Source organism: Micromonospora sp. NPDC005707 (assembly GCF_040631005.1).
In the GTDB taxonomy this organism is placed as follows: Bacteria; Actinomycetota; Actinomycetes; order Mycobacteriales; family Micromonosporaceae; genus Micromonospora.
Genome location: NZ_JBEXYR010000007.1, coordinates 1 through 18,323 on the forward strand (window position 1 = coordinate 1; position 18,323 = coordinate 18,323).

22 protein-coding genes are annotated in these 18,323 nt (G+C 73.5%); 7 read left to right on the forward strand and 15 right to left on the reverse strand.

All coding sequences use genetic code 11. The features are described 5' to 3' along the window. Positions 1–1,324, reverse strand: a 1,324-nt coding sequence (locus ABZ452_RS15110; protein ID WP_357942854.1) for a TIR domain-containing protein, incomplete at its 3' end; no start/stop codon positions are given. Between the two features lie 108 nt (positions 1,325–1,432). Here ABZ452_RS15110 and ABZ452_RS15115 point away from each other — a divergent pair. Further along, on the forward strand, positions 1,433–2,665 hold the full coding sequence (locus tag ABZ452_RS15115) for an SLC13 family permease (protein ID WP_357942856.1): 1,233 nt from the start codon (positions 1,433–1,435) through the stop codon (positions 2,663–2,665). A gap of 9 nt (positions 2,666–2,674) precedes the next feature. On the opposite strand, the gene ABZ452_RS15120 is transcribed toward ABZ452_RS15115, so the two are convergent. Further along, positions 2,675–3,178: a winged helix-turn-helix transcriptional regulator gene (locus ABZ452_RS15120; RefSeq protein WP_357942858.1), complete on the reverse strand. Its 504-nt coding sequence runs from the start codon at positions 3,176–3,178 to the stop codon at positions 2,675–2,677. A gap of 115 nt (positions 3,179–3,293) precedes the next feature. On the opposite strand from ABZ452_RS15120, the gene ABZ452_RS15125 reads away from it, so the two are divergent. After that, complete coding sequence (locus tag ABZ452_RS15125; RefSeq protein ID WP_357942860.1) at positions 3,294–4,085, forward strand: SDR family oxidoreductase; 792 nt, start codon at positions 3,294–3,296, stop codon at positions 4,083–4,085. A 26-nt stretch (positions 4,086–4,111) separates the two neighbouring features. Further along, the gene (locus ABZ452_RS15130) at positions 4,112–4,435 is read left to right on the forward strand and encodes a nuclear transport factor 2 family protein (protein ID WP_357942862.1); all 324 of its coding nucleotides are present in this window, start codon (positions 4,112–4,114) and stop codon (positions 4,433–4,435) included. A 16-nt stretch (positions 4,436–4,451) separates the two neighbouring features. Here ABZ452_RS15130 and ABZ452_RS15135 read toward each other — a convergent pair whose 3' ends face one another. Together ABZ452_RS15135 and ABZ452_RS15140 are read right to left on the reverse strand one after the other, a co-directional pair. Further along, on the reverse strand, positions 4,452–5,054 hold the full coding sequence (locus ABZ452_RS15135) for a TetR/AcrR family transcriptional regulator (RefSeq protein WP_357942865.1): 603 nt from the start codon (positions 5,052–5,054) through the stop codon (positions 4,452–4,454). A gap of 15 nt (positions 5,055–5,069) precedes the next feature. Then, positions 5,070–6,173, reverse strand: coding sequence for an aldo/keto reductase (locus tag ABZ452_RS15140; RefSeq protein ID WP_357942867.1), 1,104 nt, complete (start codon positions 6,171–6,173; stop codon positions 5,070–5,072). 159 nt (positions 6,174–6,332) lie between these two features. Between ABZ452_RS15140 and ABZ452_RS15145 the strand changes: the two genes are divergently transcribed. Continuing rightward, positions 6,333–7,232 carry a GNAT family N-acetyltransferase gene (locus tag ABZ452_RS15145; RefSeq protein ID WP_357942870.1) on the forward strand — a complete coding sequence of 300 codons (900 nt, stop codon included), beginning with the start codon at positions 6,333–6,335 and terminating at the stop codon, positions 7,230–7,232. Between the two features lie 54 nt (positions 7,233–7,286). On the opposite strand, the gene sigJ is transcribed toward ABZ452_RS15145, so the two are convergent. Continuing rightward, entirely contained in the window at positions 7,287–8,165 is an 879-nt protein-coding gene (gene sigJ, locus ABZ452_RS15150; RefSeq protein ID WP_357942872.1) for an RNA polymerase sigma factor SigJ, read from the reverse strand. Between the two features lie 158 nt (positions 8,166–8,323). On the opposite strand from sigJ, the gene ABZ452_RS15155 reads away from it, so the two are divergent. Further along, a complete protein-coding gene (locus ABZ452_RS15155) occupies positions 8,324–9,109 on the forward strand; it encodes an NAD(P)H-binding protein (protein ID WP_357942874.1) in 786 nt (261 codons plus the stop codon). 84 nt (positions 9,110–9,193) lie between these two features. On the opposite strand, the gene ABZ452_RS15160 is transcribed toward ABZ452_RS15155, so the two are convergent. Then, positions 9,194–9,925 carry an alpha/beta hydrolase gene (locus tag ABZ452_RS15160; RefSeq protein WP_357942876.1) on the reverse strand — a complete coding sequence of 244 codons (732 nt, stop codon included), beginning with the start codon at positions 9,923–9,925 and terminating at the stop codon, positions 9,194–9,196. 195 nt (positions 9,926–10,120) lie between these two features. Here ABZ452_RS15160 and ABZ452_RS15165 point away from each other — a divergent pair, with 195 nt between their 5' ends. Then, on the forward strand, positions 10,121–10,582 hold the full coding sequence (locus ABZ452_RS15165; RefSeq protein WP_357942878.1) for a hypothetical protein: 462 nt from the start codon (positions 10,121–10,123) through the stop codon (positions 10,580–10,582). A 201-nt stretch (positions 10,583–10,783) separates the two neighbouring features. On the opposite strand, the gene ABZ452_RS15170 is transcribed toward ABZ452_RS15165, so the two are convergent. From ABZ452_RS15170 to ABZ452_RS15180, 3 genes are all read right to left on the reverse strand, one after another. Continuing rightward, the gene (locus ABZ452_RS15170; RefSeq protein ID WP_357942880.1) at positions 10,784–11,422 is read right to left on the reverse strand and encodes a M23 family metallopeptidase; all 639 of its coding nucleotides are present in this window, start codon (positions 11,420–11,422) and stop codon (positions 10,784–10,786) included. A gap of 87 nt (positions 11,423–11,509) precedes the next feature. Next, complete coding sequence (locus ABZ452_RS15175) at positions 11,510–11,689, reverse strand: hypothetical protein (protein WP_357942882.1); 180 nt, start codon at positions 11,687–11,689, stop codon at positions 11,510–11,512. After that, on the reverse strand, positions 11,686–11,907 hold the full coding sequence (locus ABZ452_RS15180) for a hypothetical protein (protein WP_357942884.1): 222 nt from the start codon (positions 11,905–11,907) through the stop codon (positions 11,686–11,688). The genes ABZ452_RS15175 and ABZ452_RS15180 overlap by 4 nt, the downstream gene beginning before the upstream one ends. A 194-nt stretch (positions 11,908–12,101) precedes the next feature. On the opposite strand from ABZ452_RS15180, the gene cutA reads away from it, so the two are divergent. Further along, positions 12,102–12,425, forward strand: a complete 324-nt coding sequence (gene cutA, locus ABZ452_RS15185) for a divalent cation tolerance protein CutA (RefSeq protein ID WP_357942886.1) — start codon at positions 12,102–12,104, stop codon at positions 12,423–12,425. Here cutA and ABZ452_RS15190 read toward each other — a convergent pair. The 6 genes from ABZ452_RS15190 to ABZ452_RS15215 form a co-directional block, all read right to left on the reverse strand. After that, positions 12,379–13,599 (reverse strand): helix-turn-helix transcriptional regulator, encoded by a 1,221-nt coding sequence (locus tag ABZ452_RS15190; protein ID WP_357943684.1) that lies wholly within the window; start codon positions 13,597–13,599, stop codon positions 12,379–12,381. The genes cutA and ABZ452_RS15190 overlap by 47 nt on opposite strands. Before the next feature lie 118 nt (positions 13,600–13,717). Continuing rightward, positions 13,718–14,620, reverse strand: coding sequence for an inositol monophosphatase family protein (locus ABZ452_RS15195; protein ID WP_357942888.1), 903 nt, complete (start codon positions 14,618–14,620; stop codon positions 13,718–13,720). Positions 14,621–14,635: 15 nt separating this feature from the next. Further along, a complete protein-coding gene (locus tag ABZ452_RS15200) occupies positions 14,636–15,289 on the reverse strand; it encodes a hypothetical protein (RefSeq protein WP_357942890.1) in 654 nt (217 codons plus the stop codon). After that, positions 15,286–16,287, reverse strand: coding sequence for a hypothetical protein (locus ABZ452_RS15205; RefSeq protein WP_357942892.1), 1,002 nt, complete (start codon positions 16,285–16,287; stop codon positions 15,286–15,288). Before ABZ452_RS15205 ends, ABZ452_RS15200 begins: the two co-directional genes overlap by 4 nt. 55 nt (positions 16,288–16,342) lie before the next feature. Beyond that, on the reverse strand, positions 16,343–17,134 hold the full coding sequence (locus ABZ452_RS15210) for a class I SAM-dependent methyltransferase (RefSeq protein ID WP_357942894.1): 792 nt from the start codon (positions 17,132–17,134) through the stop codon (positions 16,343–16,345). Between the two features lie 143 nt (positions 17,135–17,277). Continuing rightward, positions 17,278–18,231 carry an LpqB family beta-propeller domain-containing protein gene (locus tag ABZ452_RS15215; RefSeq protein WP_357942896.1) on the reverse strand — a complete coding sequence of 318 codons (954 nt, stop codon included), beginning with the start codon at positions 18,229–18,231 and terminating at the stop codon, positions 17,278–17,280. Positions 18,232–18,323 lie beyond the last annotated feature (92 nt).

The following is an 18,323-nucleotide window of genomic DNA, read 5'->3' on the forward strand; positions in this document are numbered from 1 at the left end:
GGCCGACCAGCCGGTTGAACGAGCCGCGGTCGCGCAGCGAAACCCCGTCGGGCACCGCCACCTCGTCGGCGTACGGGGTGCGCGGGCCGGGGGCGTGCGCCATGGCGCCGAGCCGCAGCCAGCCGGACTGCTGGTAGTGGCGCAGCCGCTGGGCGAACCAGGTGGACTGGGCCTCGCCGAGGAAGCCGTACCGGTCCTCCTCACGGTGGGTGATCGCGACGGTGGAGTTCAGCCCGGCCACCACGACCCGCAGGTCCGGCACCGGGAAGAGGGTCCACGGCTGCTCGCTGTCGAAGATGCGGTCCTCGAGGCCCTGGTAGAGCTCGTCGAACAGGCGCGCGTAGTGCCGCCACTTCGGCCAGTACGGCGGCTGCGGGTCGACGTCGTCGGCCTCGCAGGTGGCGAAGTAGGCGCGGCTGGCGGCCATCGTGACGTCGCGCGGGCCGGGCACCACGACCAGCCGGTGCGGTTCCAGGCCGAGCAGCACCCGCAGCCCGGTGAGGAAGCTCAGCGCGTCGGAGAACTCCCGGGGGCTGCCCGATTCGGTCAGGTTGCCGGCCACCACCAGCAGGTCCGGCCGGGGCACTCCGTCGTTCAGCAGCAGGGTGAGGTCGCCCATCAGGTGTTCCTGGAGCTCGCCCGGCGTGACCGGGGCGCCCGGCTCGATCACCCCGCGGCCGAAGCGCGGCCCGGCGACCTGGAGCACCGTCAGGGTGCCGCGCGCCGTCGGCACCGCGGCCGCGGCCGGCGGGAACGGCGGCGGGTTGATCGGGGTACGCCGGGCGCGGCGCGGCGCGGGCGCACCGGTGGCGGGCGCGGCGAGCACCCCGGCCGGGTCGGCGGGATGGTGCGGGAAGGCCGGCTGGCGCATGGGCTTGGCCCGGCCGTCGAGGGCCTGCCGGATCCGGTCCAGCACCCGGCCCCGCGCCTGCGCCGGATCGCTCACGCCGACCAGGTCGACGTAGGTGATGGTGGCGAGCAGGCCGTCGATCGGGCAGTCCTCGACCCGCACGGTGACCAGCTTGTTGCCGGTGCCGTCCGGGTCGGCGCGCAGCGCGGCCTGCCATTCCAGCTTGCCGTAGGTCGAGTGCAGGTAGCGTTCGGACAGCACCGCCACCACCACCTCGGCCTCGCGGACCCCGCGGTCCATGAAGTCGATGAAGTTGGTGCCGGCCACGAAGTCCCACGCCTGGAGCAGGGTGCGGTAGCCGGCCGCCTCGAACTCCCACGCCAGCCAGGTCGCCCAGCGCTCGTCGGCGGGTGAGTAGCTGATGAAGAAGTCGATGGGGCGGTCGGACCGGGTCGGGTGCGCGCCTACAGCCACCCGATCATTATGGCCACTGACGGTCAATCCGTGGACACCCTCGGCAGCCGCCGCGGTGACCGCGTCGGGCCGGTCGGGCCGGGCGGGGGTGTGCGAGGATCATCCCTCGTGGAGACCGTGGGCGAGCCGCCGTCCGCCGCACCGGACCGCAGCCGCTGGGGGCGGCTGCACGTCCTGGACTGGATCGCGCTGGGGCTGGCCGTGGTGGGCGTCGTCTGCGTCCTCACCGGGCTGCTCCCCCGGGCCGACGCCGAGGGCACCGTACGCCGGATCGTACCCATCCTGATCTTCCTCGGCACGGTGGTGGTGCTGGCCGAGCTGACCGCGGTGGCCGGGGTGTTCGACGCGCTGGCCGCCCGGGTGGCGATCACCGCCCGGGGCAGCTACCGGGCTCTGTTCTGGCTCTGCGTCGGGTTCGCCTCGGTGACCACCATCGTGCTCAACCTGGACACCACGGCCGTCCTGCTCACCCCGGTGATGATCGCCCTGGCCCGCAAGCTGGGCGTGCCGCCGACTCCGCTGGCGATGACCACGGTGTGGCTGGCCAACACGGCGAGCCTGCTGCTGCCGGTGTCCAACCTGACCAACATCCTGGCCAGCGACCGGATCGGCCTGGAGCCGGTGCCGTGGGCGGCCCGGATGTGGTGGCCGCAGCTGGTCGCCATCGTGATCACCATGCTGCTGCTGTGGTGGTGGTACTGGCGGCCGGCCCGCGCCGGCGCCGATCCGTTCGTCCCGCCGCCGCCGCACGTGCCGCCGGACCGGGCGCTCTATCGCATCGCGCTCGCCGCCTGCCTGCTCTTCGTGGCCGGGATCCTGGTCGGCGTCGAGATCGGACTGGCTTCCGGGGTGGCCGCCGCGATCCTGGTCGCCGGGTTCGCGCTGCGCGCCCGGGGCAGCCTGCGGCTCGCGCTGGTGCCGTGGCGGCTGCTGGTCTTCGTGACCGGGCTGTTCCTCGTGGTGCAGACCATCAGCCGGCACGGCCTGGACACCGTGCTGGGCACGCTGATCGGCACCGACCCGGGCGCGGAGGGCGCGCTGCGGGCCGGCGGCGTCGGCGCGCTCTTCGCCAACGTGGTCAACAACCTGCCCGCCTACCTCGCCGGCGAGGCGGTCATCGCCACCGACCGGCACACCCAGTTGCTCGCCCTGCTGATCGGCACCAACGTCGGCCCGCTCGCCACCCCGTGGGCCTCGCTGGCGACGCTGATCTGGTACGAGCGCTGCCGGGCCGCCGGGGTGGCCGTGCCGCTGGGCCGGTTCGTGGCCACCAGCGCCGCGCTCGCGGCCCTCGCCACGGCGGCCACCGTGGCCGCCCTGCTGCTCGGCCCCGGGTCCTGACTCCAGGCGTCAGTTCCGCTGCCGGTCCGGCGTGACACCCGCGTACCGGGCGCGCATCACCGGGCCGGCGGCGGGTCCGGCGGCGAAGACGAAATGCTCGGGGTCCAGTTCGCGGCCGGTGGCCCGGTCCACCACGACCGGCTCCACCTCCGCGCCGGTCTCCCGGTCGACCAGGATCATGCTGCGCCGCTCGGGGTCGAGGCGGGAGTTGCCCCAGGCGGCGAGCGCGACGATCACCGGCCGCAGGCTGCGGCCCAGGTCGGTGAGGACGTACTCGTGCCGGTCGGGGCGGGTCTGGTAGCGGCGGCGCTCCAGCAGGCCGTTGGCGGTGAGGGTCCGGAGCCGGCTGGTCAGCATGCTGGAGGAGATGCTGAGGTTCTCCTGGAACTGCTCGAAGCGGGTGTAGCCGTCGAACGCGTCGTGCAGGATCAGGAGGGTCCACCACTCGCCGACCACGCCGAGCGTCGCCGAGAGCGGGCACTCGCGGTCCTCCAGGCGGATCTTCCCTGCCATGCGTGCTCCTCGCCGGGTAGGTGCTAAAGTCGAAGCGACTTACTTTCAATTCAGCAGTTACACCTTACGACGCCGCCGCGCGTCCGTCCCGTGCTGCCCGAGGAGAGGACACGCCATGGCACCGCCCCTGCCCGACCGGGACTCGCTCGCCGGCCGGCGCGCCCTGGTCACCGGCGGCACGAAGGGCGCCGGGTGGGCGATCGCCGAACGGCTGCGCGAGGCGGGGGCGACCGTCTTCGTCACCGCCCGGAACCAGCCGCCCGCCCACGCGTACCCCGATCTGTTCATCGCCGCGGACACCGCGACGGTCGGCGGCGCGGAGACGGTGGCCGACCGGCTGTCGGCGGCCGGCGGCGTGGACATCCTGGTGCACGTGGTGGGCGGCTCACACGCCCCCGGCGGCGGGTTCGCCGCCCTGGACGAGGCCACCTGGCTGGAGGAGCTCAACCTCAACCTGCTCGGGGCGGTACGGCTGGACCGCCGGCTCGTCCCCGCCATGATCGAGGCCCGCCGGGGCGCCATCGTGCACGTCTCGTCCATCCAGCGGCGCAAGCCGCTGCACGAGGCCACCCTGGCGTACGCCGCCGCGAAGTCCGCGCTGACCACCTACAGCAAGGGGCTCGCCAACGAACTCGCCCCGCACGGCATCCGGGTCAACAGCGTGGCGCCGGGGTTCATCCAGACCTCGGCGGCCGACGCGCTGATCGACCGGCTGGCCGCCGCCTCCGGCGTCGACCGGGACGCCGCCCTCGGGCACCTGATGGACAGCCTCGGCGGTATCCCGCTGGGCCGTCCCGCGTACCCGAACGAGGTGGCCGACCTGGTCACCTTCCTCGTCTCGGACCGCGCCTCGGCGATCGTCGGCGCCGAGCACGTCATCGACGGCGGCACCATCCCGACGGTCTGACCGCCCCACCGGTAAGGAGCACCCGCATGGACACCGCACCCGACCTCATCCGCCGCTACTTCGCGCTCGCCGGCCAGCCGGACAAGGACGTGTACTTCGCCCTCTTCGCCGACGACGCCGTGGTCGAGGACGAGGGGAGGACCCACCGGGGCATCGCGGAGATCCGCGAGTGGCGCCGCGAGACCCCGCTGGTCTCCTACGAGATCACCGACGTCGAGGACACCCCGGCGGGCACGGTGGTGACCGCCACCATCAGCGGCGACTTCCCCGGCAGCCCGTTCGCCGGCCTGCGGTTCCGCTTCGAGGACTACGACGACACCCGCATCCGCCGGCTGCGCATCGCCCCCTGACCACCGGGTGCGCCCGTCAGGGGCGGGCCGTGCCGCGCAGGGCGTCGAGGGCTAGGTCGAGGGCCGCCTCCAGGTGGTCCGTCCGCCCCGTGTTCAGCAGCAGCAGCACACCGCCCTGGATGCCCGCCAGCATGGCCGCGGCGGCACGGTCCGCGTCCACCTCGGCCGCGATGTCCCCGGTGGACTGCATGTGCCGGATGCCGTCGGCGATCGCGCCCTGCCAGCGCCGCATCAGTCCGGTGACCACGGCCCGGGTCGCCGGGGTCCGGCGGACCGCCGGACCGAGCAGCGCACCGAGCGGGCAGTGCTCACCCTGGTCGCGGTAGCGCTGGACGACCCGGTCCCGCCACGCCTGCCAGGCGGGCCAGGACGTCAGCTCCCCGAGCAGCGGCTGCTGGTCGACGAGCACCTGGTCCGCCTCGTGCTGCGCCACCGCGAGCAGCAACTCCTCCTTCCCGCCGGGGAAGTAGTGGAAGAGCTGGCCCTTGCTGGTGCCGGTACGGGCCATCACGTCCTCCAGGCGGACCTCGTCGACGCCGCGGTCGCGCACCTCGGCCGCGGCGCCGGCGACGATCCGGCCCCGGGTCGCCTCGCCCTTCGGTGTGAGCGCCTGTGCCATGGGTCCTCCGTCAGGTCAGCCGACCGGTTGCGCCGTGCTGTTGAAGACCGGCGGCGCGTACCCGGCGGGTTTGTCGCCGATGCCCAGGCCCGGGCTGACCACCCAGGACTGGTACTCCGCAGTGAACATCGAGTACGGCCCGGCCGGCGGCACGGCGCTGGCCCGGTCGAGCCGGTCGCGCAGCTCGGCCGGGATCTCGAAGTCCAGCGCGGCGAGGTTGCCGTCCACCTGCTCCGGGCTGCTCGCGCCGATGATCACGGAACCGACGCCGGGCTGCGTGGCCACCCAGTCGAGCGCCACCTGGGCCATGCTGCGGCCCAGCTCGCCGGCCACCTTCTCCAGCGCCTCGATCACCCGCCAGTCCCGGTCGTCGACGGGTCGGCCGTGCCCGCCCGCGCCGGCGAGCCGCCCCGCGCCGGCCAGGCCGTCGCCGGCGCGCCGGTACTTGCCGCTGAGCAGCCCGCCGCCGAGCGGGCTCCAGGCGGTCAGCCCCATCCCCAGGGACTGCGCCATCGGCACGTACTCCGGTTCGATGCCGCGGGCGAGCAGCGAGTACGGCAGCTGCAGGTTGATCATCGGCGTCGACAGGTGCGCCTCGGCGACGCTCTGCGCGCGGGCCGCGTACCAGGCCGGCACATCGGACAGTCCGGCGTACCGGATCTTGCCGGCCCGGACCAGGTCGTCGAAGGCGCGGACCACCTCCTCGACCGGGGTGATCCGGTCCCAGGTGTGCAGCAGGTACAGGTCCAGGTAGTCGGTGCCGAGCCGCCGCAGCGACGCCTCCACCGCCCGGATCATGTGCTTGCGCCCGTTGCCGCTGGCGTTCGGGTCGCCCGGGTCGACGGTGTTGGTGAACTTGCTGGTCAGCACGAGCCGGTCCCGCACGCCCGCGGCGGCGATCAGCCGGCCGAGGATCCGCTCGCTCTCCCCGGCCGTGTAGAAGTCCGCCGTGTCGATGAAGTTGCCGCCCGCCTCCAGATAGCGCCGGACGATTGGCTCGGCCTCCGCCTCACTCTTACCGTACGCGGCGTGGAAACCGCCCGTGCCGATGTTCATGGTGCCCAGCGCCAGGCGGCTCACCCGGAGCCCGGACCGGCCGAGCAGGTAGTAGTCATGCATCGCGTGGATCTCCAGATCACTCGTTGACAACTCCGCGACCGGCCCGGGCCCGACCGCCTGCCGTCACTGTTGCTCGGCAAAAATGGACCCGCAAGTCCAGAAAACCGCCGCCCGGAAATCCGGTACGGCCGTGCCCCGGCGGCGGGCTACGGTGCGCGGATGAGCGACGCCCCGACGCTGCACTTCCACACCGACCCGGGTGAGTTCCTCGCCGCGGCCGGCGACCACCTGGCGGCGGACCCCGTGATCGGCACGGTCGTGGCCACCGTCGCGCACCGGCAGCTGGCCGGGCTGGCCGACGGGGTCGCGCCGCCCGAGGACGACTGGTGGCTGGTGGTCCGGGACGCGTCCGGCGAGGTCGTCGGCGCCGGGATGCGCGCGGCGCCCTTCGCCCCGCGCCCGCCGTACCTGCTGCCGATGCCCGACGAGGCCGCCGTGGCGCTGGCCCGGGTGTGGCACGAGCGCGGGGAGGAGGTGCGCGCCGTCAACGGCGCGCTGCCCGCCGCGCGGCGGTGCGCCGCCGAGGTGGCCCGGCTCGGTGGCGGCCGGGTCGAGGTCGCCCAGCACACCCGGCTGCACGAGCTCGGCGACCTCGTACGGCCGGCGCCGGTGCCCGGCGCCTTGACGGTCGCCACCGAGGACGACGTCGACCTGGCCGCCGAGTGGTTCGAGGCGTTCATGGCCGACGCCGACGAGCAGGCGGGCCGGCCGCGCGGGGTCAGCGCGCACGAGACCCCCGACCGCGCCGAGCTGCTGCGCCGGATCCGCGGCGGACGGCTGTGGTTCTGGACCGACGAGGCGGGCCGGCGGGTGCACCTCACCGCCGCCAACCCGCCGTCATTCGGCGTCGCGCGCATCGGCCCGGTGTACACCCCGCCGGAGCAGCGCGGCCATGGCTGGGCCAGCAACGCCGTGGCCGAGGTCTCCGGGCTGCTGCGGGCCGAGGGCGCCCGGGTGTGCCTCTTCACCGACCAGGCCAACCCGACCTCGAACCGGATCTACGCCAACCTCGGCTACCGGCCGGTGGTCGACATGGCCAACCTGGTCATCGTCACCTGACGCCGAGCGGGACCGGCCGGCCCCGGATCGCGGAGCCGGCCACCGATGTCGGGATCAGCCGGCGAGGTCGAGCGCCGCCAGCCGATCCGGGTCGGCGATCACGTCGATGGCGGCGATCCGTCCGTCGGTCACGGTGAACGCCATCACCGACAGCGGCCGGCCGGCCGCGCTGACCAGCACCCCGGCGGCGCCGTTGACCAGCACCGGCCGGGCGAACGGGGAGAACCGGCCGAACGTGGTGGCCTGCGCGGCGACCACCCGCGCGCCGGTGAGGACCGTGGAGTGCCGGGCCCGGGCCGTCCCGCCGTCGGAGCGCAGCACCACGTCGGGGTGCAGCACGGCGACCAGCCCGTCGAAGTCACCCTCGCGGGCGGCGGCCAGGAACGCGGTGACCACCTCCCGCTGGCGGGCCAGGTCCGGGTCGGGCGCGGGCGCCTGGCCACGGACCCGGCGGCGGGCCCGGCTGGCGAGCTGCCGGGCGGCGGCCGGCGACCGGTCGACCAGCGCGCCGATCTCCTCGAACGGCACGCCGAACATGTCGTGCAGCACGAAGGCCAGCCGCTCGGTCGGGGTGAGGGTGTCCAGGACCACCAGCAGCGCCAGCCCGACCGAGTCGGCCAGCACCGCGGCGTGCGCCGGATCGGCGTCCGCCTCGGTGACGTCGACGATCGGGTCGGGCAGGCGTACGTCGAGGGGGTCTTCGCGGCGGGTGGCGCGGGCCCGCAGGGTGTTCAGGCACACCCGGGCGACCACCGTGGTCAGCCAGGCGGCGAGGTTGTCCACCTCGGCGGTGTCGGTGCGGGCGAGCCGCAACCACGTCTCCTGCACGGCGTCCTCGGCCTCGCTCAGCGAGCCGAGCATCCGGTAGGCCACCGCCCGCAGCTGCGGCCGCTCCTGCTCGAACCGCTCGGCCAGCCAGGTGTCCTCGCTCATGTCCCAGTCCTTTCTCGCGGGGTCCCGGTTGACCGACCCGCCCCGACCCACCCGTGTGACCGGAGGTGACCTCGGCCACTTCGGTCACACTTCCCAGCCGCCCCGGGTCGAGCAGATGAAGCCGAAACGTAGCGGATCTTCATGACACGGAGGACGACATGAACGCACCCATCCTGGTCACCGGTGGCACCGGCACCCTCGGCCGGCTGGTCGTGCCCCTGCTGCACGAGGCCGGCCACCCGGTGCGGGTGCTCAGCCGTCGCGGCGGCCGGCCCGGCGACGGCGTCACGCACGTCACCGCCGACCTGCTCACCGGCGAGGGCCTCGACCCGGCGGTACGCGGAGTCGGCACCGTGCTGCACCTGGCCGGCGGGCCCAAGGGCGACGACGTGGCCACCCGCCACCTGGTCGACGCCGCCCGCCGGGCGGACGTGAGCCACCTCGTGCACATCTCGGTCATCGGGGCGGACCGGGTGCCGCTGGCGTGGCTGCGGTCCAAGCTGGACGCCGAGCGGGCCGTCGCCGGCTCGGGCGTGCCGTGGACGACGCTGCGCGCCGCCCAGTTCCACGACCTGACGCTGACCATGGTGGCGAAGATGGCGAAGCTCCCCGTGGTCCCGGTCCCCGGCGGCCTGCGCTTGCAGCCGGTCGACGCCCGCGAGGTGGCGGCCCGGATGGTCGAGCTGACGCTGGGCGCGCCGGCCGGCCTGGTGCCCGAACTGGCCGGCCCCCGGGTGTACGGCCTCGACGAGCTGGTCACCGGCTACCTGGCGGCCGTGGGCCGGCGGCGGCTGCGGCTGCCGGTCCCGCTGCCCGGCAAGGCGGGCCGGGCGTACCGGAACGGGGACAACCTCGCCCGTCCCGGCGCCACCTTCGGCGTGCGTACCTGGGAGGCGTTCCTGGCCGAGCGGTTGGCGCAGCCGGCGGCCGGCGTTCGCGGCTGAACCCTCCACGCCGGCCGGTGTCCGCCGGACGCGCCGACCGGGACAGGTCCCCGGCCGGCGCGTCGCGGACCACCGGTGGCGGTGTCAGCCGAGGTGCCGGGCGAAGAACCGCAGCGTGCTGTCCAGTTCGAACGCCGGGATCTCCCCGTGCCGGCCGGGGTTGGCGTGCAGGGTCTTCTCGGTCGAGGCGAAGGCGTCGAACAGCGCCAGGCCCTGCGCCCGCGGCACCCGCTCGTCGTCCCACTGCAGCAGGAACTCCACCGGCACGGTGATCCGCGCGGCGACCTCCGCCGAGGCCGACGCCCCGCCCAGGCCGAGCACCGCCGCACGGACCCGGGGCTCGGCGGCGACGAACGGAACGCCGAGGCCGCACCCCAACGACACACCCCAGTAGCCCACCGGGCCGGCGCCGACGTACTCCAGATCCTGGACCGCGTCCAGGACCGCCCGCCACTCCGGGACGGTCCGGCGAGCCACGAGCGCCTGGAAACCGGCGATCAGCGGAGCCAGGTCCTCCCCGGCCTCCACGCGAGCCTGGTTCCCGGCCGCGATCCGGTCGAGCTCGTCGTCCTTCGGCCGGTCGCCGTGGGCCGGCACATCCACCGCCACCACCGCGAACCCGCACTCCACCACGAAGCGGCGCGCGCGGGCCACGATGCCGGGAGCATTCTTGTGCTGGCCGCCGCCGTGGCCCATGAGGATGAGGGGACGAGCACCGGTGGCACCTTCCGGCGTCCACAGCACGCCGGGGATCTCACCGAGGGTGAAGAGCTGTTCGGAGACGCCGTCGGACGACGTCGCAGAGGTGAAGCGCATAGCGTTTCGAGCCTTTCGGGATGCCTTCTTCGGGCACTCCCTAGGCCATGCGAGGGAGGGAGCCCCGACCTGTCACAGCGTTGATCGGTCTCACCTCCTCAGTTCGCAGCAGCGCACAGCGACGCAGAAGCTATCACGAAGGGTGGCGAGGCGAGGTGGGGTGCTGTCTACTCCTCGCCTGTGGGTGGAACAGCCTTGAGCGTCCTGAGTCCGTACCCGGCTGAGCGTGTCGAACCGATCCTGGTGGAGGAGATGACCGCCGAAGGCCTGACCCGGTACGAGCCGGACCCGAACGACTGGCGCTCCGCGGACGGCCTGCCCTACGGCTTCTACATCCAGTCACCGGAGGCCGAGACCGATCCCGGAGACCTGCAACTCGTGGAGCGGGCGAGTGGGGCAACCATGCGCTGCGACATCGGGCTGCACATTTTCGTCAGCAACCCCTCGGGTCGTCCCGCCCTCGCCCGGATGGCGCAGCGAGTGGCACAGCGGACCGATGGCTGGGTGTTCGTCGAATTCCACGACCCGCCCTCCGCGGCGCTTCTCCACCAGCTGAGGGACGCGGGGCGCTGCATCCCTGTCGGCGACGCCGTGTATCTCGACGCGGCGGCGACGAGCGCGTGGATCGCTCACCCCGAGTTCCACGTCATCAAGTGAGCACGTCGGGCCGTTCGGATGCCGGGGCCGGCGTCCCGCAGCGCGTCCAGCAGCAGCTGCTGCGTCGAGGCCCGGGCGCGGCGGCGACCGCGGCGCGGAAGGCGGTCGACCGTTCGTCGATCCGTGGCTGCAGAACGGGAGCTCCAGCGTCTTTCCACGCCGGCTGTGTGTCACCGTGCTCCGGCGATCGGACAGCGAATTTCACCGCTGGACGGCGGGACAGTTGTTGCTCGTCAGCGTGACGCTGTATTCGGTGTCGTCCTGGGTGATGCCCGAGGGTGAGCCGTCGAACCAGGTCTCGACCTTCTCCCACCCGCGGTGCTGCTCGTAGTGCAGGTGTGGCGCGCCGGAGTTGCCGGTGCTGCCCACCCGCCCGAGCTGCTCGCCGCGGGTGACCCGCTGTCCGGCCCGGACCAGCGGCGGTTCAAGCAGGTGCAGGTACTGCGTCTCCCACTTACCGCCGTGATCGATCTTCACCCAGTACCCGCCGCCACGGCCACGCGGACCCTTCGGGTTGTCCGGGGTACGCCCACCCAACGACCCGTTGATCCCCGCCACGGTGACCGTGCCGGCGTGGGACGCGAGCACCGGCCGCCCCCACGCCTCGCCCGCCGTCGGAAACAGGTCGACGTCGTAGTCGTCGTGGCCGGGATAGGTGCCCAGCCGCCAGGTCTCCCCGCACGGCACGGGGAGCTGAAACGGCGGGCGTGGGCCCGGCGGCAACAGCAGCGGCACAACGACCACGGCGACGGCGACGAGGACCGCGACGGCCCCGACCGCGAGAGCGACGCGAACCGCGCGGCGCCGGTCGCGTCGTCCGGGTCGTTGGCCGGTCGTCATCCCACCGAGCATGGCAGACCCTGACCGGATCGTGGACGCCATCCACTTTCCGGCCGTGCAGCCCCTCCCCCGGCCGCGACACTCCGGTCAGCCCACGATGACGCGGCGCACCCGTACCGTCGGACGCTCGTTGCGCAGGTGCCGGTGCAGGTGCTGTCGCACCTGCTCGTTCCAGACCTCCTGGTCGTAGTCCGGGTCCGGTGGAATCCACCGGTGCGACCCGTCGCCGTAGTGGAACTTCGCGTCCCCGGCGCGGAGGATGCTCACCGCAGCCACCCGAGGAACCGCCGGTGCAGCACGCCGGCCGGCAACCAGTGCAGATCGGCGGAGGCGCGGACGAGCTGCGCACCCAGGTAGAGGGCCAGCGACACGGCGGCACCGTCGAACTCGGCCCTCAGCTGCTGGCGGCGGGTCGCGCACGGCCATGGCGCGGCACAGCCGCCGCAACTCCAGATCGGCAACACCGGACCGTGCGTCGTGGTCATTCGCGCACGCTGATCCACGGCCTGTCCGCCCACGCCCACTCCCTCCCGGTGGCCCGGCTGCGAGAACCTTGCTTCGGGCCGTCTCTCCCCTGACGAGAAGAGCCTCGCCCGGGGACCGGGTGAAGATCCAGGCAGCAGACGTCCGCTGGTCGTCCGTGCCGTCCGCGGACAACCGCCGCCGCTAGGGTGTGCCGGTGGACGACTTCCTTCAGGTGTCGACGGCGACCGAGACCCGGGATGCGGGCGTTCGGCTCGCGGAGGGGGCCGTGGCCGCCCGGCTCGCCGCGAGCGCGCAGGTGCTGGGCCCGGTGACGAGTGTGTTCTGGCACCTCGGCGAGCAGGGCACCGGCGAGGAATTTCAGGTCCTGCTCATCACCACCGCCGCGCGATACGCGGAGCTGGAACGTTTCCTGCTCGCGGAGCACCCGTGGCGTAACCCGCAGGTCATCGCGGTGCCGGTCATATGCGGCGCTAAGGACTATCTGGAGTGGCTGCGGCGGTCGGTGCGGGACGCGTAGCCACCTCGGCGGCCAGTGCACGCAGCTCGACCACGCACGGCAACGCGCGGTGCGGCTCCAGGCGACGCAGTAGCGTGTCGACCCGTTGGCCGGGCCGGATGGAGGCGACTCCACCGGCCAGCCGGAGGGCGGTGGCGACGGCGTCGCAGGCCATTTCGACCTCGTTGGCGTCCAGATACGCGTCGGCGAGCCAGGTCAGGTAGAGCGCCTTGTCCCGGGCGTAGGTGTCGTCAAAGCCGGCCAGGACCCGCTCAAGGACAGGAATGGCCCGGACCGGCCGATGGAGCACCGTCCAGCAGCGCCCCGTCATGATCTCGCCTTCCCTGCCATCGACCCAGTACACCCAGTCCGGCTCCGGACGACCGTCGGTTTCCGCGAGACACGTGGTGCCGATGCCCAGATACCGGTCCGCCGTGTCCGCATCCCCGGCGTTCGCGAACGACCAGGCGGCGCGCAGGTGCAGCAACGCGCGGACTCCGGACGTCGCCGCTGCGCCGACAGCCGCACGCGCGGCGTCGGCCAGGTCGACGGATCGGCCCTGCAGGGTGAGCTGTTGATAGCCGAGAAGCGCGAGTCCGTTGCCGATGAGCGCCCGGTCGTCCGCCTCGTGTGCCGCCGCGAGACTGGTCCGGTAGAGACGCTCCGCATCGTCATGGACACCGGCGTCGAAGGCCGCCCAGCCCGCCAGTTGGGCCTGCTCGGCAAGGATCGCCAGCAATTGCCGGCCGACGGCCTCCCGGTAGGAACCGTCCCGGATGAGGCGGGTCGTGGACTCGACCTCGGCGGCGTACGCGTGCCGGGTGTCGGCGCCACCGAGGTAGTTGTCGAGGCGGCGGAGCCGGGCGGTGCGTTCGGCGAGTCGCGCCGGCGTCGCAGCGCCCACCTGGCGGCCGTGGCTCAACAGGGTGTGTGGCAGAGCGGCGGCGAGGCCCGCTGCGGCGACGAGATCCCGCCGACGGACGCCCGGCCTGGCTGCCATCGCCACCAGCTCGCCGTTGGCACGCAGCACCCGATCGAGCTGCCGGGCTATCTGCGGCGTGGGGATCTTGGCACCGGTCTCCAGCTCGTGCAGATAGGACTTGCCGTAGAACGTCAGTCTCGCCAGCGCACGCAGTGAGAGCCCGCTCGCCTCTCGCAGCGCACGTAGCCGGCCCGCGAACGAAGGTTCGGTCATCTTCACCTACCGAGCTGGCTTGAGCGACGCCGGAGACACGGAGCGATCACCACACCGTAATCGATCGGGCACGGAAAGTCCGGCCGCGTGTCGTCACCGGAGTCCCGCCCGCCGCGCCTCACCAGCCGACGGTGCTGAGACTGATGGGGGTGAGCTGGCGGACCTGCGGCTCGATCCACTGTGCCGCGGTGACCAGCTTGACCAGCCGGTCGATGGTCTCCGGCGGCCCCGCCACGAAGCTGCGCCGGTCGGCCGGGCAGCCGTAGCGGTCGTCGAAGCAGCCGCCGTCGAGGGCCCGGACCGCCATGCCGGCCTCGGCGGCGAGCAGCATCCCGGCGGGCAGGTCGACCGCCTCGGGGCGGTAGCCGACGATGCCGTCGATGTCGCCGCGGGCCAGCATCACCCAGGACAGCAGCGGCGCCCACAGTTGGAGCACCCGCCGCGCGGTGGTGTCGAGCACCACCTTCAGGGCGCGGGCCGTGCTGTCGTCGCGGGCCACCCCGTGCCCCTGGGTCCAGGCCAGCACGGGCGCGGTCGGCACCGGCCGGCGGGGCGCGTGCAGCGGGCGGCCGCCCGGCCCGGACTCGTGCACGAAGGCGCCCCGCCCGCGTACGGCGGACCAGGTGCGCCCGGCGACCGGGTCGTGCACCACGCCGAGCACCGGCGAGCCGCGGTCGCAGAGGGCGATCCCCACCACGTACGCGGGCAGCCCGATCGCCACGTTGTTGGTGCCGTCGAGCGGGTCGACCAGCCAGGCCCAGGTGTTGTCGGCGACATACTCGCCGCCCTCCTCGGCGATCACCCCGTGCTCCGGCCAGCGGGCGCGGATCCGGTCGACGATCAGCCGTTCGGCGGCGAGGTCGAGGTCGGTGACCAGGTCCCCGGAGTCGTTCTTGGCGCGGGCGTGCAACTCGCCCCGGGTCCCCCGGCGCAGCAGCCGCCCGGCCGCCTGGGCCGCCTCCACCGCGAACCGGTGCGCGTCGCGCAGGTCGGGCCCGTCTCTGTTCGGGTCCACGTCCATGGCTCCTCCAGCCAGTCAGCCCCGTGCCACCAGTCGCGCGATGTCCCGCGCCATCCGTGCCGTCTCCGCCGCGTCGCAGCGGTCCCGGCGTATCCGGTGGCTGCGCCCGTCCACCGCGCCGAGGCTCAGGTCGCACACGCCGGGAGTGCTCCGGCCGAGCGCCACGGTCACCGCCGGCTCGCCGGCGTCGACCTCCGAGGTGTGGAAACCGCCGGCGCGCAGCGCGTACGAGTCGCCGGCCGAGTGCGTCTCCACGGTGGCGGTCGCCGCGGTGACCAGCCGGTCGGTGGCCGCCATCTCGTCCACGTCGCCCCGGCTGTGCACCTCGTAGATGCGCCACGACGGGTCGGCGGGGGCGTCGATCACCTCGATCAGCTCGTTGCGGACCGTGCCGTGCAGCACGTGGCTGAGCAGGTCCCAGCTGTGCGAGTGCATGGTCGAGGTGGTCGGCTGCACGGGCGGCGGGTCGGCCGGCCAGGCGTGCACGCAGATCCCGTCGGGGCCGGTGCGCTCCACCGGCAGGCAGGTGAAGCCGAGCGGGTGCCGGACGGCCAGCAGCGGCCGCCGTCCCTCGGCGACGTCGTCGAGGACGTCGAGCACCCAGCCGCGCAGCAGTTCCGGCCGGGCGCCCCGGTCGATCTCCCGTTCGAGGTCGGCGTAGGTCATCATGCGTACGGGTTCCTCGCCTGGATGGCCCGGCCCACGATGTCGGCGACCTCGCGGTCGCCGAAGGACCGGGGTAGCGGCAGCCCGAGCGCGGCGAACAGCTTGCGAACCTGCTCGACGGAGGGCTCGTCGTCCAGTTTCACCGCCGCGGCGGCCTCGATGGGCACCCGCCGGCTCTGCTTGCGGCTGTAGTCCAGCTCGATGTTGAACCGGTTGTAGTAGAGCTCCCTGCGGTCGATCCGCAGGGCGGGTGTCTGCGGGTTCTCCTGGGTGATGATGACGCAGGACGACGAGAGGTCGTAGCGGAAGGTGGTCATCTGCGCGGACAGCCGGACCTCGACGGTGAGCAGCCCGGAGCGCTGCAGGTGCCAGCAGGCCGCCAGCACGGTGGCGTAGGACTCCTTGCGGGTGCGGTCGACGGTCCACCGCTCCCCCGGCGCGTCGGGGTCGAGGCTGCGCCGGAACCGCGCGTAGCGCTCGCAGACGTCCTCGTCGGTCGGGTCGATGATCTCGATGGCGAAGCTCAGGGTGGCGTTGCGCCGGCGGGCGTGCTCCAGGCACTGCGGCAGGGTGACCGCCCGGGTGAAGGTGCCGGTGCCGCCCTTGAACGCCCACGAGTCGGTGTGCTGGCGGGCCTCGGCGAGGGCCCGGCCGACCTCACTGCCGTGCAGCACCCGCACCATGGAGACGCTGTCGATCGCCTCGCGGGCCCGGTTGAGCGCCCCGTCCGGGCCGGTGATCTCGTGCATCTGCGGGACCAGCTCGGTGAGCCGGTCCCGGGTGGCCCGCATGACCTCCCGCACCTCCTGCTGGGCGGTCTCCCGGCGCAGCCGGTCGCGCAGCACGGCCTGGGCGAGCACGGCGAGGACCAGCAGGATGGCGCTGTTGACCACGTCCTGGCTGACCGTGTTGGTCAGGCCGAGGACGGCCACGGTGACGGCCAGGACCAGCCCGATGAACGCGTCGAGATTGTTGACGACCCAGGTGAACAGGCGCGCCATGACATCCCCCGGTCGACGACGGAACCCCCATGATAGCCCTTTGTCAATCTCACCATCACACGCTGTTCGGGTGCCCCGTACCCCTGGGTGACGGCGCCTGCGCCGTCCGCCGGGCGGCGCAGATCAGCGACCCGCCGAGCCCCGGCGCGATCCGGGCCAGCAGCCGGGAGGCGACCCAGCGTCCACCGGGGAGCCGCCAACCGACCTCGTTGGACCGGATCGCCAGCGGGGTGAACCCGGCCCGGCACAGCACCCGCCGCAGCAGCGAGGCCGTGAACGGCCGGATGTGCAGCCAGAGGTAGGGGTGCAGCGGGTCCACCTGGCGGGGCGCCCGGCCCGCGAGGAACGCCAGCCGGTCCTGTGCGGGCGCCAGGTTGGGGGTGGTCAGCACGAGCAGGCCGCCCGGGGCGAGCACCCGGTGGCACTCCCGCAGCAGCGCGAGGGGGTCGTAGACGTGCTCGATCAGCTCACCGGTGAGCAGGCCGGCGAAGCTGCCGGCGCGAAAGGGCAGGCCGCGGGTGGCGTCCAGGCAGACCGGCAGGGCCGCGCCGCCGGCGGCCCGCCGGGCCGCGCCCAGCGCGGTCTCGGCCATGTCGGCCACCACGAGCGGGCCGGGCAGGGCCGCCGGGTCGAGCATGCCGCGCGGGCCGCAGCCCAGCTCCAGCACCGGCCGTCCGCCGGGCACGCCGTCGACCATCAGCCGCGCCGCCACCGCGCGGCGGACCCGGTGGTACGGGTCGTCGACGTACCCGTTGACCTGCGCGCCGTCGTGATAGCTGCGCCGGTTAGCGCGGCGGCCGTGCGCCTGCGCGCTGCCCGACGAGGTCCCGGTCGGCGGCTCGGCCATCGCACCCTCCACTGCGGTCGTCGCCCCCGTCGGCGGCGCCCGCTTCCCAGCCTCGCACCGCGCCCGGCCGGGGGCGCGGAAATCCACCCCCGGTACGCCGACGCGGCGGCCGGAAATCCGGTCGCCGCGTCGCGGGTGTCGGGTCAGATGGCGCGGGCCCAGTCCAGCCGGCTGCTGTCGTCGTACTCGTCGCCGGGGATCCACCAGGGCTCACCGAAGCCGCTGGTCGAGACGATGATGTTGCCGCCGTCCGGGGCCTCGTTGGTCGGCGGGACCGACAGCGCGGCGCAGTAGCGCCCGTCGGGCGAGAACACCGGGGAGAGGTAGTAGCGGGGCTCGTCGGTGAGCCGCTTGAGGCCCGTGCCGTCGATGCGCACCGAGGCGAGCGCCGCCCCGCCGAGCACCTCGGAGTCCCGGGTCCAGCGGTTGGTGCAGAACACCACCCGCTCGGAGTTGGGCATGAAGACCGGCCCGTGGAAGCTCTCGCCGGCCGCCTCGCGGGTGTAGATCGGCCGCACCTTGCCGGTGGCCAGCTCCAGCGTGCGCAGCTGCGGGCCCTCGGACCGGCTGGTCCACTGCATGACGATCATGGAGCCGTCCCGGGACCAGTTGGGGCGGTACATCGTGTGCCCCTGGGCGAGCACCCGCTTGCCGCCGGTGGCCACGTCGATCGCGACCAGGGTGTCGTTCCCGATGACCAGGGCGATCTGCGTGCCGTCCGGCGACCAGGTCGGCGCACCGTAGACGACGCCGAACGGGTCGGCGAGCAGCTTCCGGATCTCGCCGGTGACCCGGTCGTACAGCGACACGTAGGGCTCAAGGCTGCCGTCGCCCGACCGCGCGTTGTTGATCCAGGCCACGTAGCGGCCGTCGGGCGACGTGGTGGCCTGGTCGCCGTCGTCGAGCAGCCGTTGCGGCGTGGTGCGACCGGGGTTGACCTGGAGCACGCCCCAGCCGACGCTGACCAGCCACGGCCCGTTGACCACCTCGGTGGTCGCGGCCGCGGCGGCCGGCGCACCGGCGGCCAGGCCGGTCGCGGCCGCCGCACCGGCCAGCGCTGCGGTACGCAGCAGGGATCGGCGATTGAACTCGATCATGAAACACCCCCGTGATAGACGTCGCCCCACCTTCCTGAAGGGATGATCGGCGGGGCATCGGACGAGCGGCCCGTCCACCGTCGGCCACTCGG

Bases quoted from the DNA above. Each gene is read 5' to 3' on its own strand.
- ABZ452_RS15120 (WP_357942858.1), bottom strand. From the start codon at position 3,178: ATGGCAGGGAAGATCCGCCTGGAGGACCGCGAGTGCCCGCTCTCGGCG.
- ABZ452_RS15125 (WP_357942860.1), top strand. From the start codon at position 3,294: ATGGCACCGCCCCTGCCCGACCGGGACTCGCTCGCCGGCCGGCGCGCC.
- ABZ452_RS15130 (WP_357942862.1), top strand. From the start codon at position 4,112: ATGGACACCGCACCCGACCTCATCCGCCGCTACTTCGCGCTCGCCGGC.
- ABZ452_RS15135 (WP_357942865.1), bottom strand. From the start codon at position 5,054: ATGGCACAGGCGCTCACACCGAAGGGCGAGGCGACCCGGGGCCGGATC.
- ABZ452_RS15140 (WP_357942867.1), bottom strand. From the start codon at position 6,173: ATGCATGACTACTACCTGCTCGGCCGGTCCGGGCTCCGGGTGAGCCGC.
- ABZ452_RS15145 (WP_357942870.1), top strand. From the start codon at position 6,333: ATGAGCGACGCCCCGACGCTGCACTTCCACACCGACCCGGGTGAGTTC.
- sigJ (WP_357942872.1), bottom strand. From the start codon at position 8,165: ATGAGCGAGGACACCTGGCTGGCCGAGCGGTTCGAGCAGGAGCGGCCG.
- ABZ452_RS15155 (WP_357942874.1), top strand. From the start codon at position 8,324: ATGAACGCACCCATCCTGGTCACCGGTGGCACCGGCACCCTCGGCCGG.
- ABZ452_RS15160 (WP_357942876.1), bottom strand. From the start codon at position 9,925: ATGCGCTTCACCTCTGCGACGTCGTCCGACGGCGTCTCCGAACAGCTC.
- ABZ452_RS15170 (WP_357942880.1), bottom strand. From the start codon at position 11,422: ATGACGACCGGCCAACGACCCGGACGACGCGACCGGCGCCGCGCGGTT.
- ABZ452_RS15180 (WP_357942884.1), bottom strand. From the start codon at position 11,907: ATGACCACGACGCACGGTCCGGTGTTGCCGATCTGGAGTTGCGGCGGC.
- ABZ452_RS15190 (WP_357943684.1), bottom strand. From the start codon at position 13,599: ATGACCGAACCTTCGTTCGCGGGCCGGCTACGTGCGCTGCGAGAGGCG.
- ABZ452_RS15195 (WP_357942888.1), bottom strand. From the start codon at position 14,620: ATGGACGTGGACCCGAACAGAGACGGGCCCGACCTGCGCGACGCGCAC.
- ABZ452_RS15200 (WP_357942890.1), bottom strand. From the start codon at position 15,289: ATGATGACCTACGCCGACCTCGAACGGGAGATCGACCGGGGCGCCCGG.
- ABZ452_RS15205 (WP_357942892.1), bottom strand. From the start codon at position 16,287: ATGGCGCGCCTGTTCACCTGGGTCGTCAACAATCTCGACGCGTTCATC.
- ABZ452_RS15210 (WP_357942894.1), bottom strand. From the start codon at position 17,134: ATGGCCGAGCCGCCGACCGGGACCTCGTCGGGCAGCGCGCAGGCGCAC.
- ABZ452_RS15215 (WP_357942896.1), bottom strand. From the start codon at position 18,231: ATGATCGAGTTCAATCGCCGATCCCTGCTGCGTACCGCAGCGCTGGCC.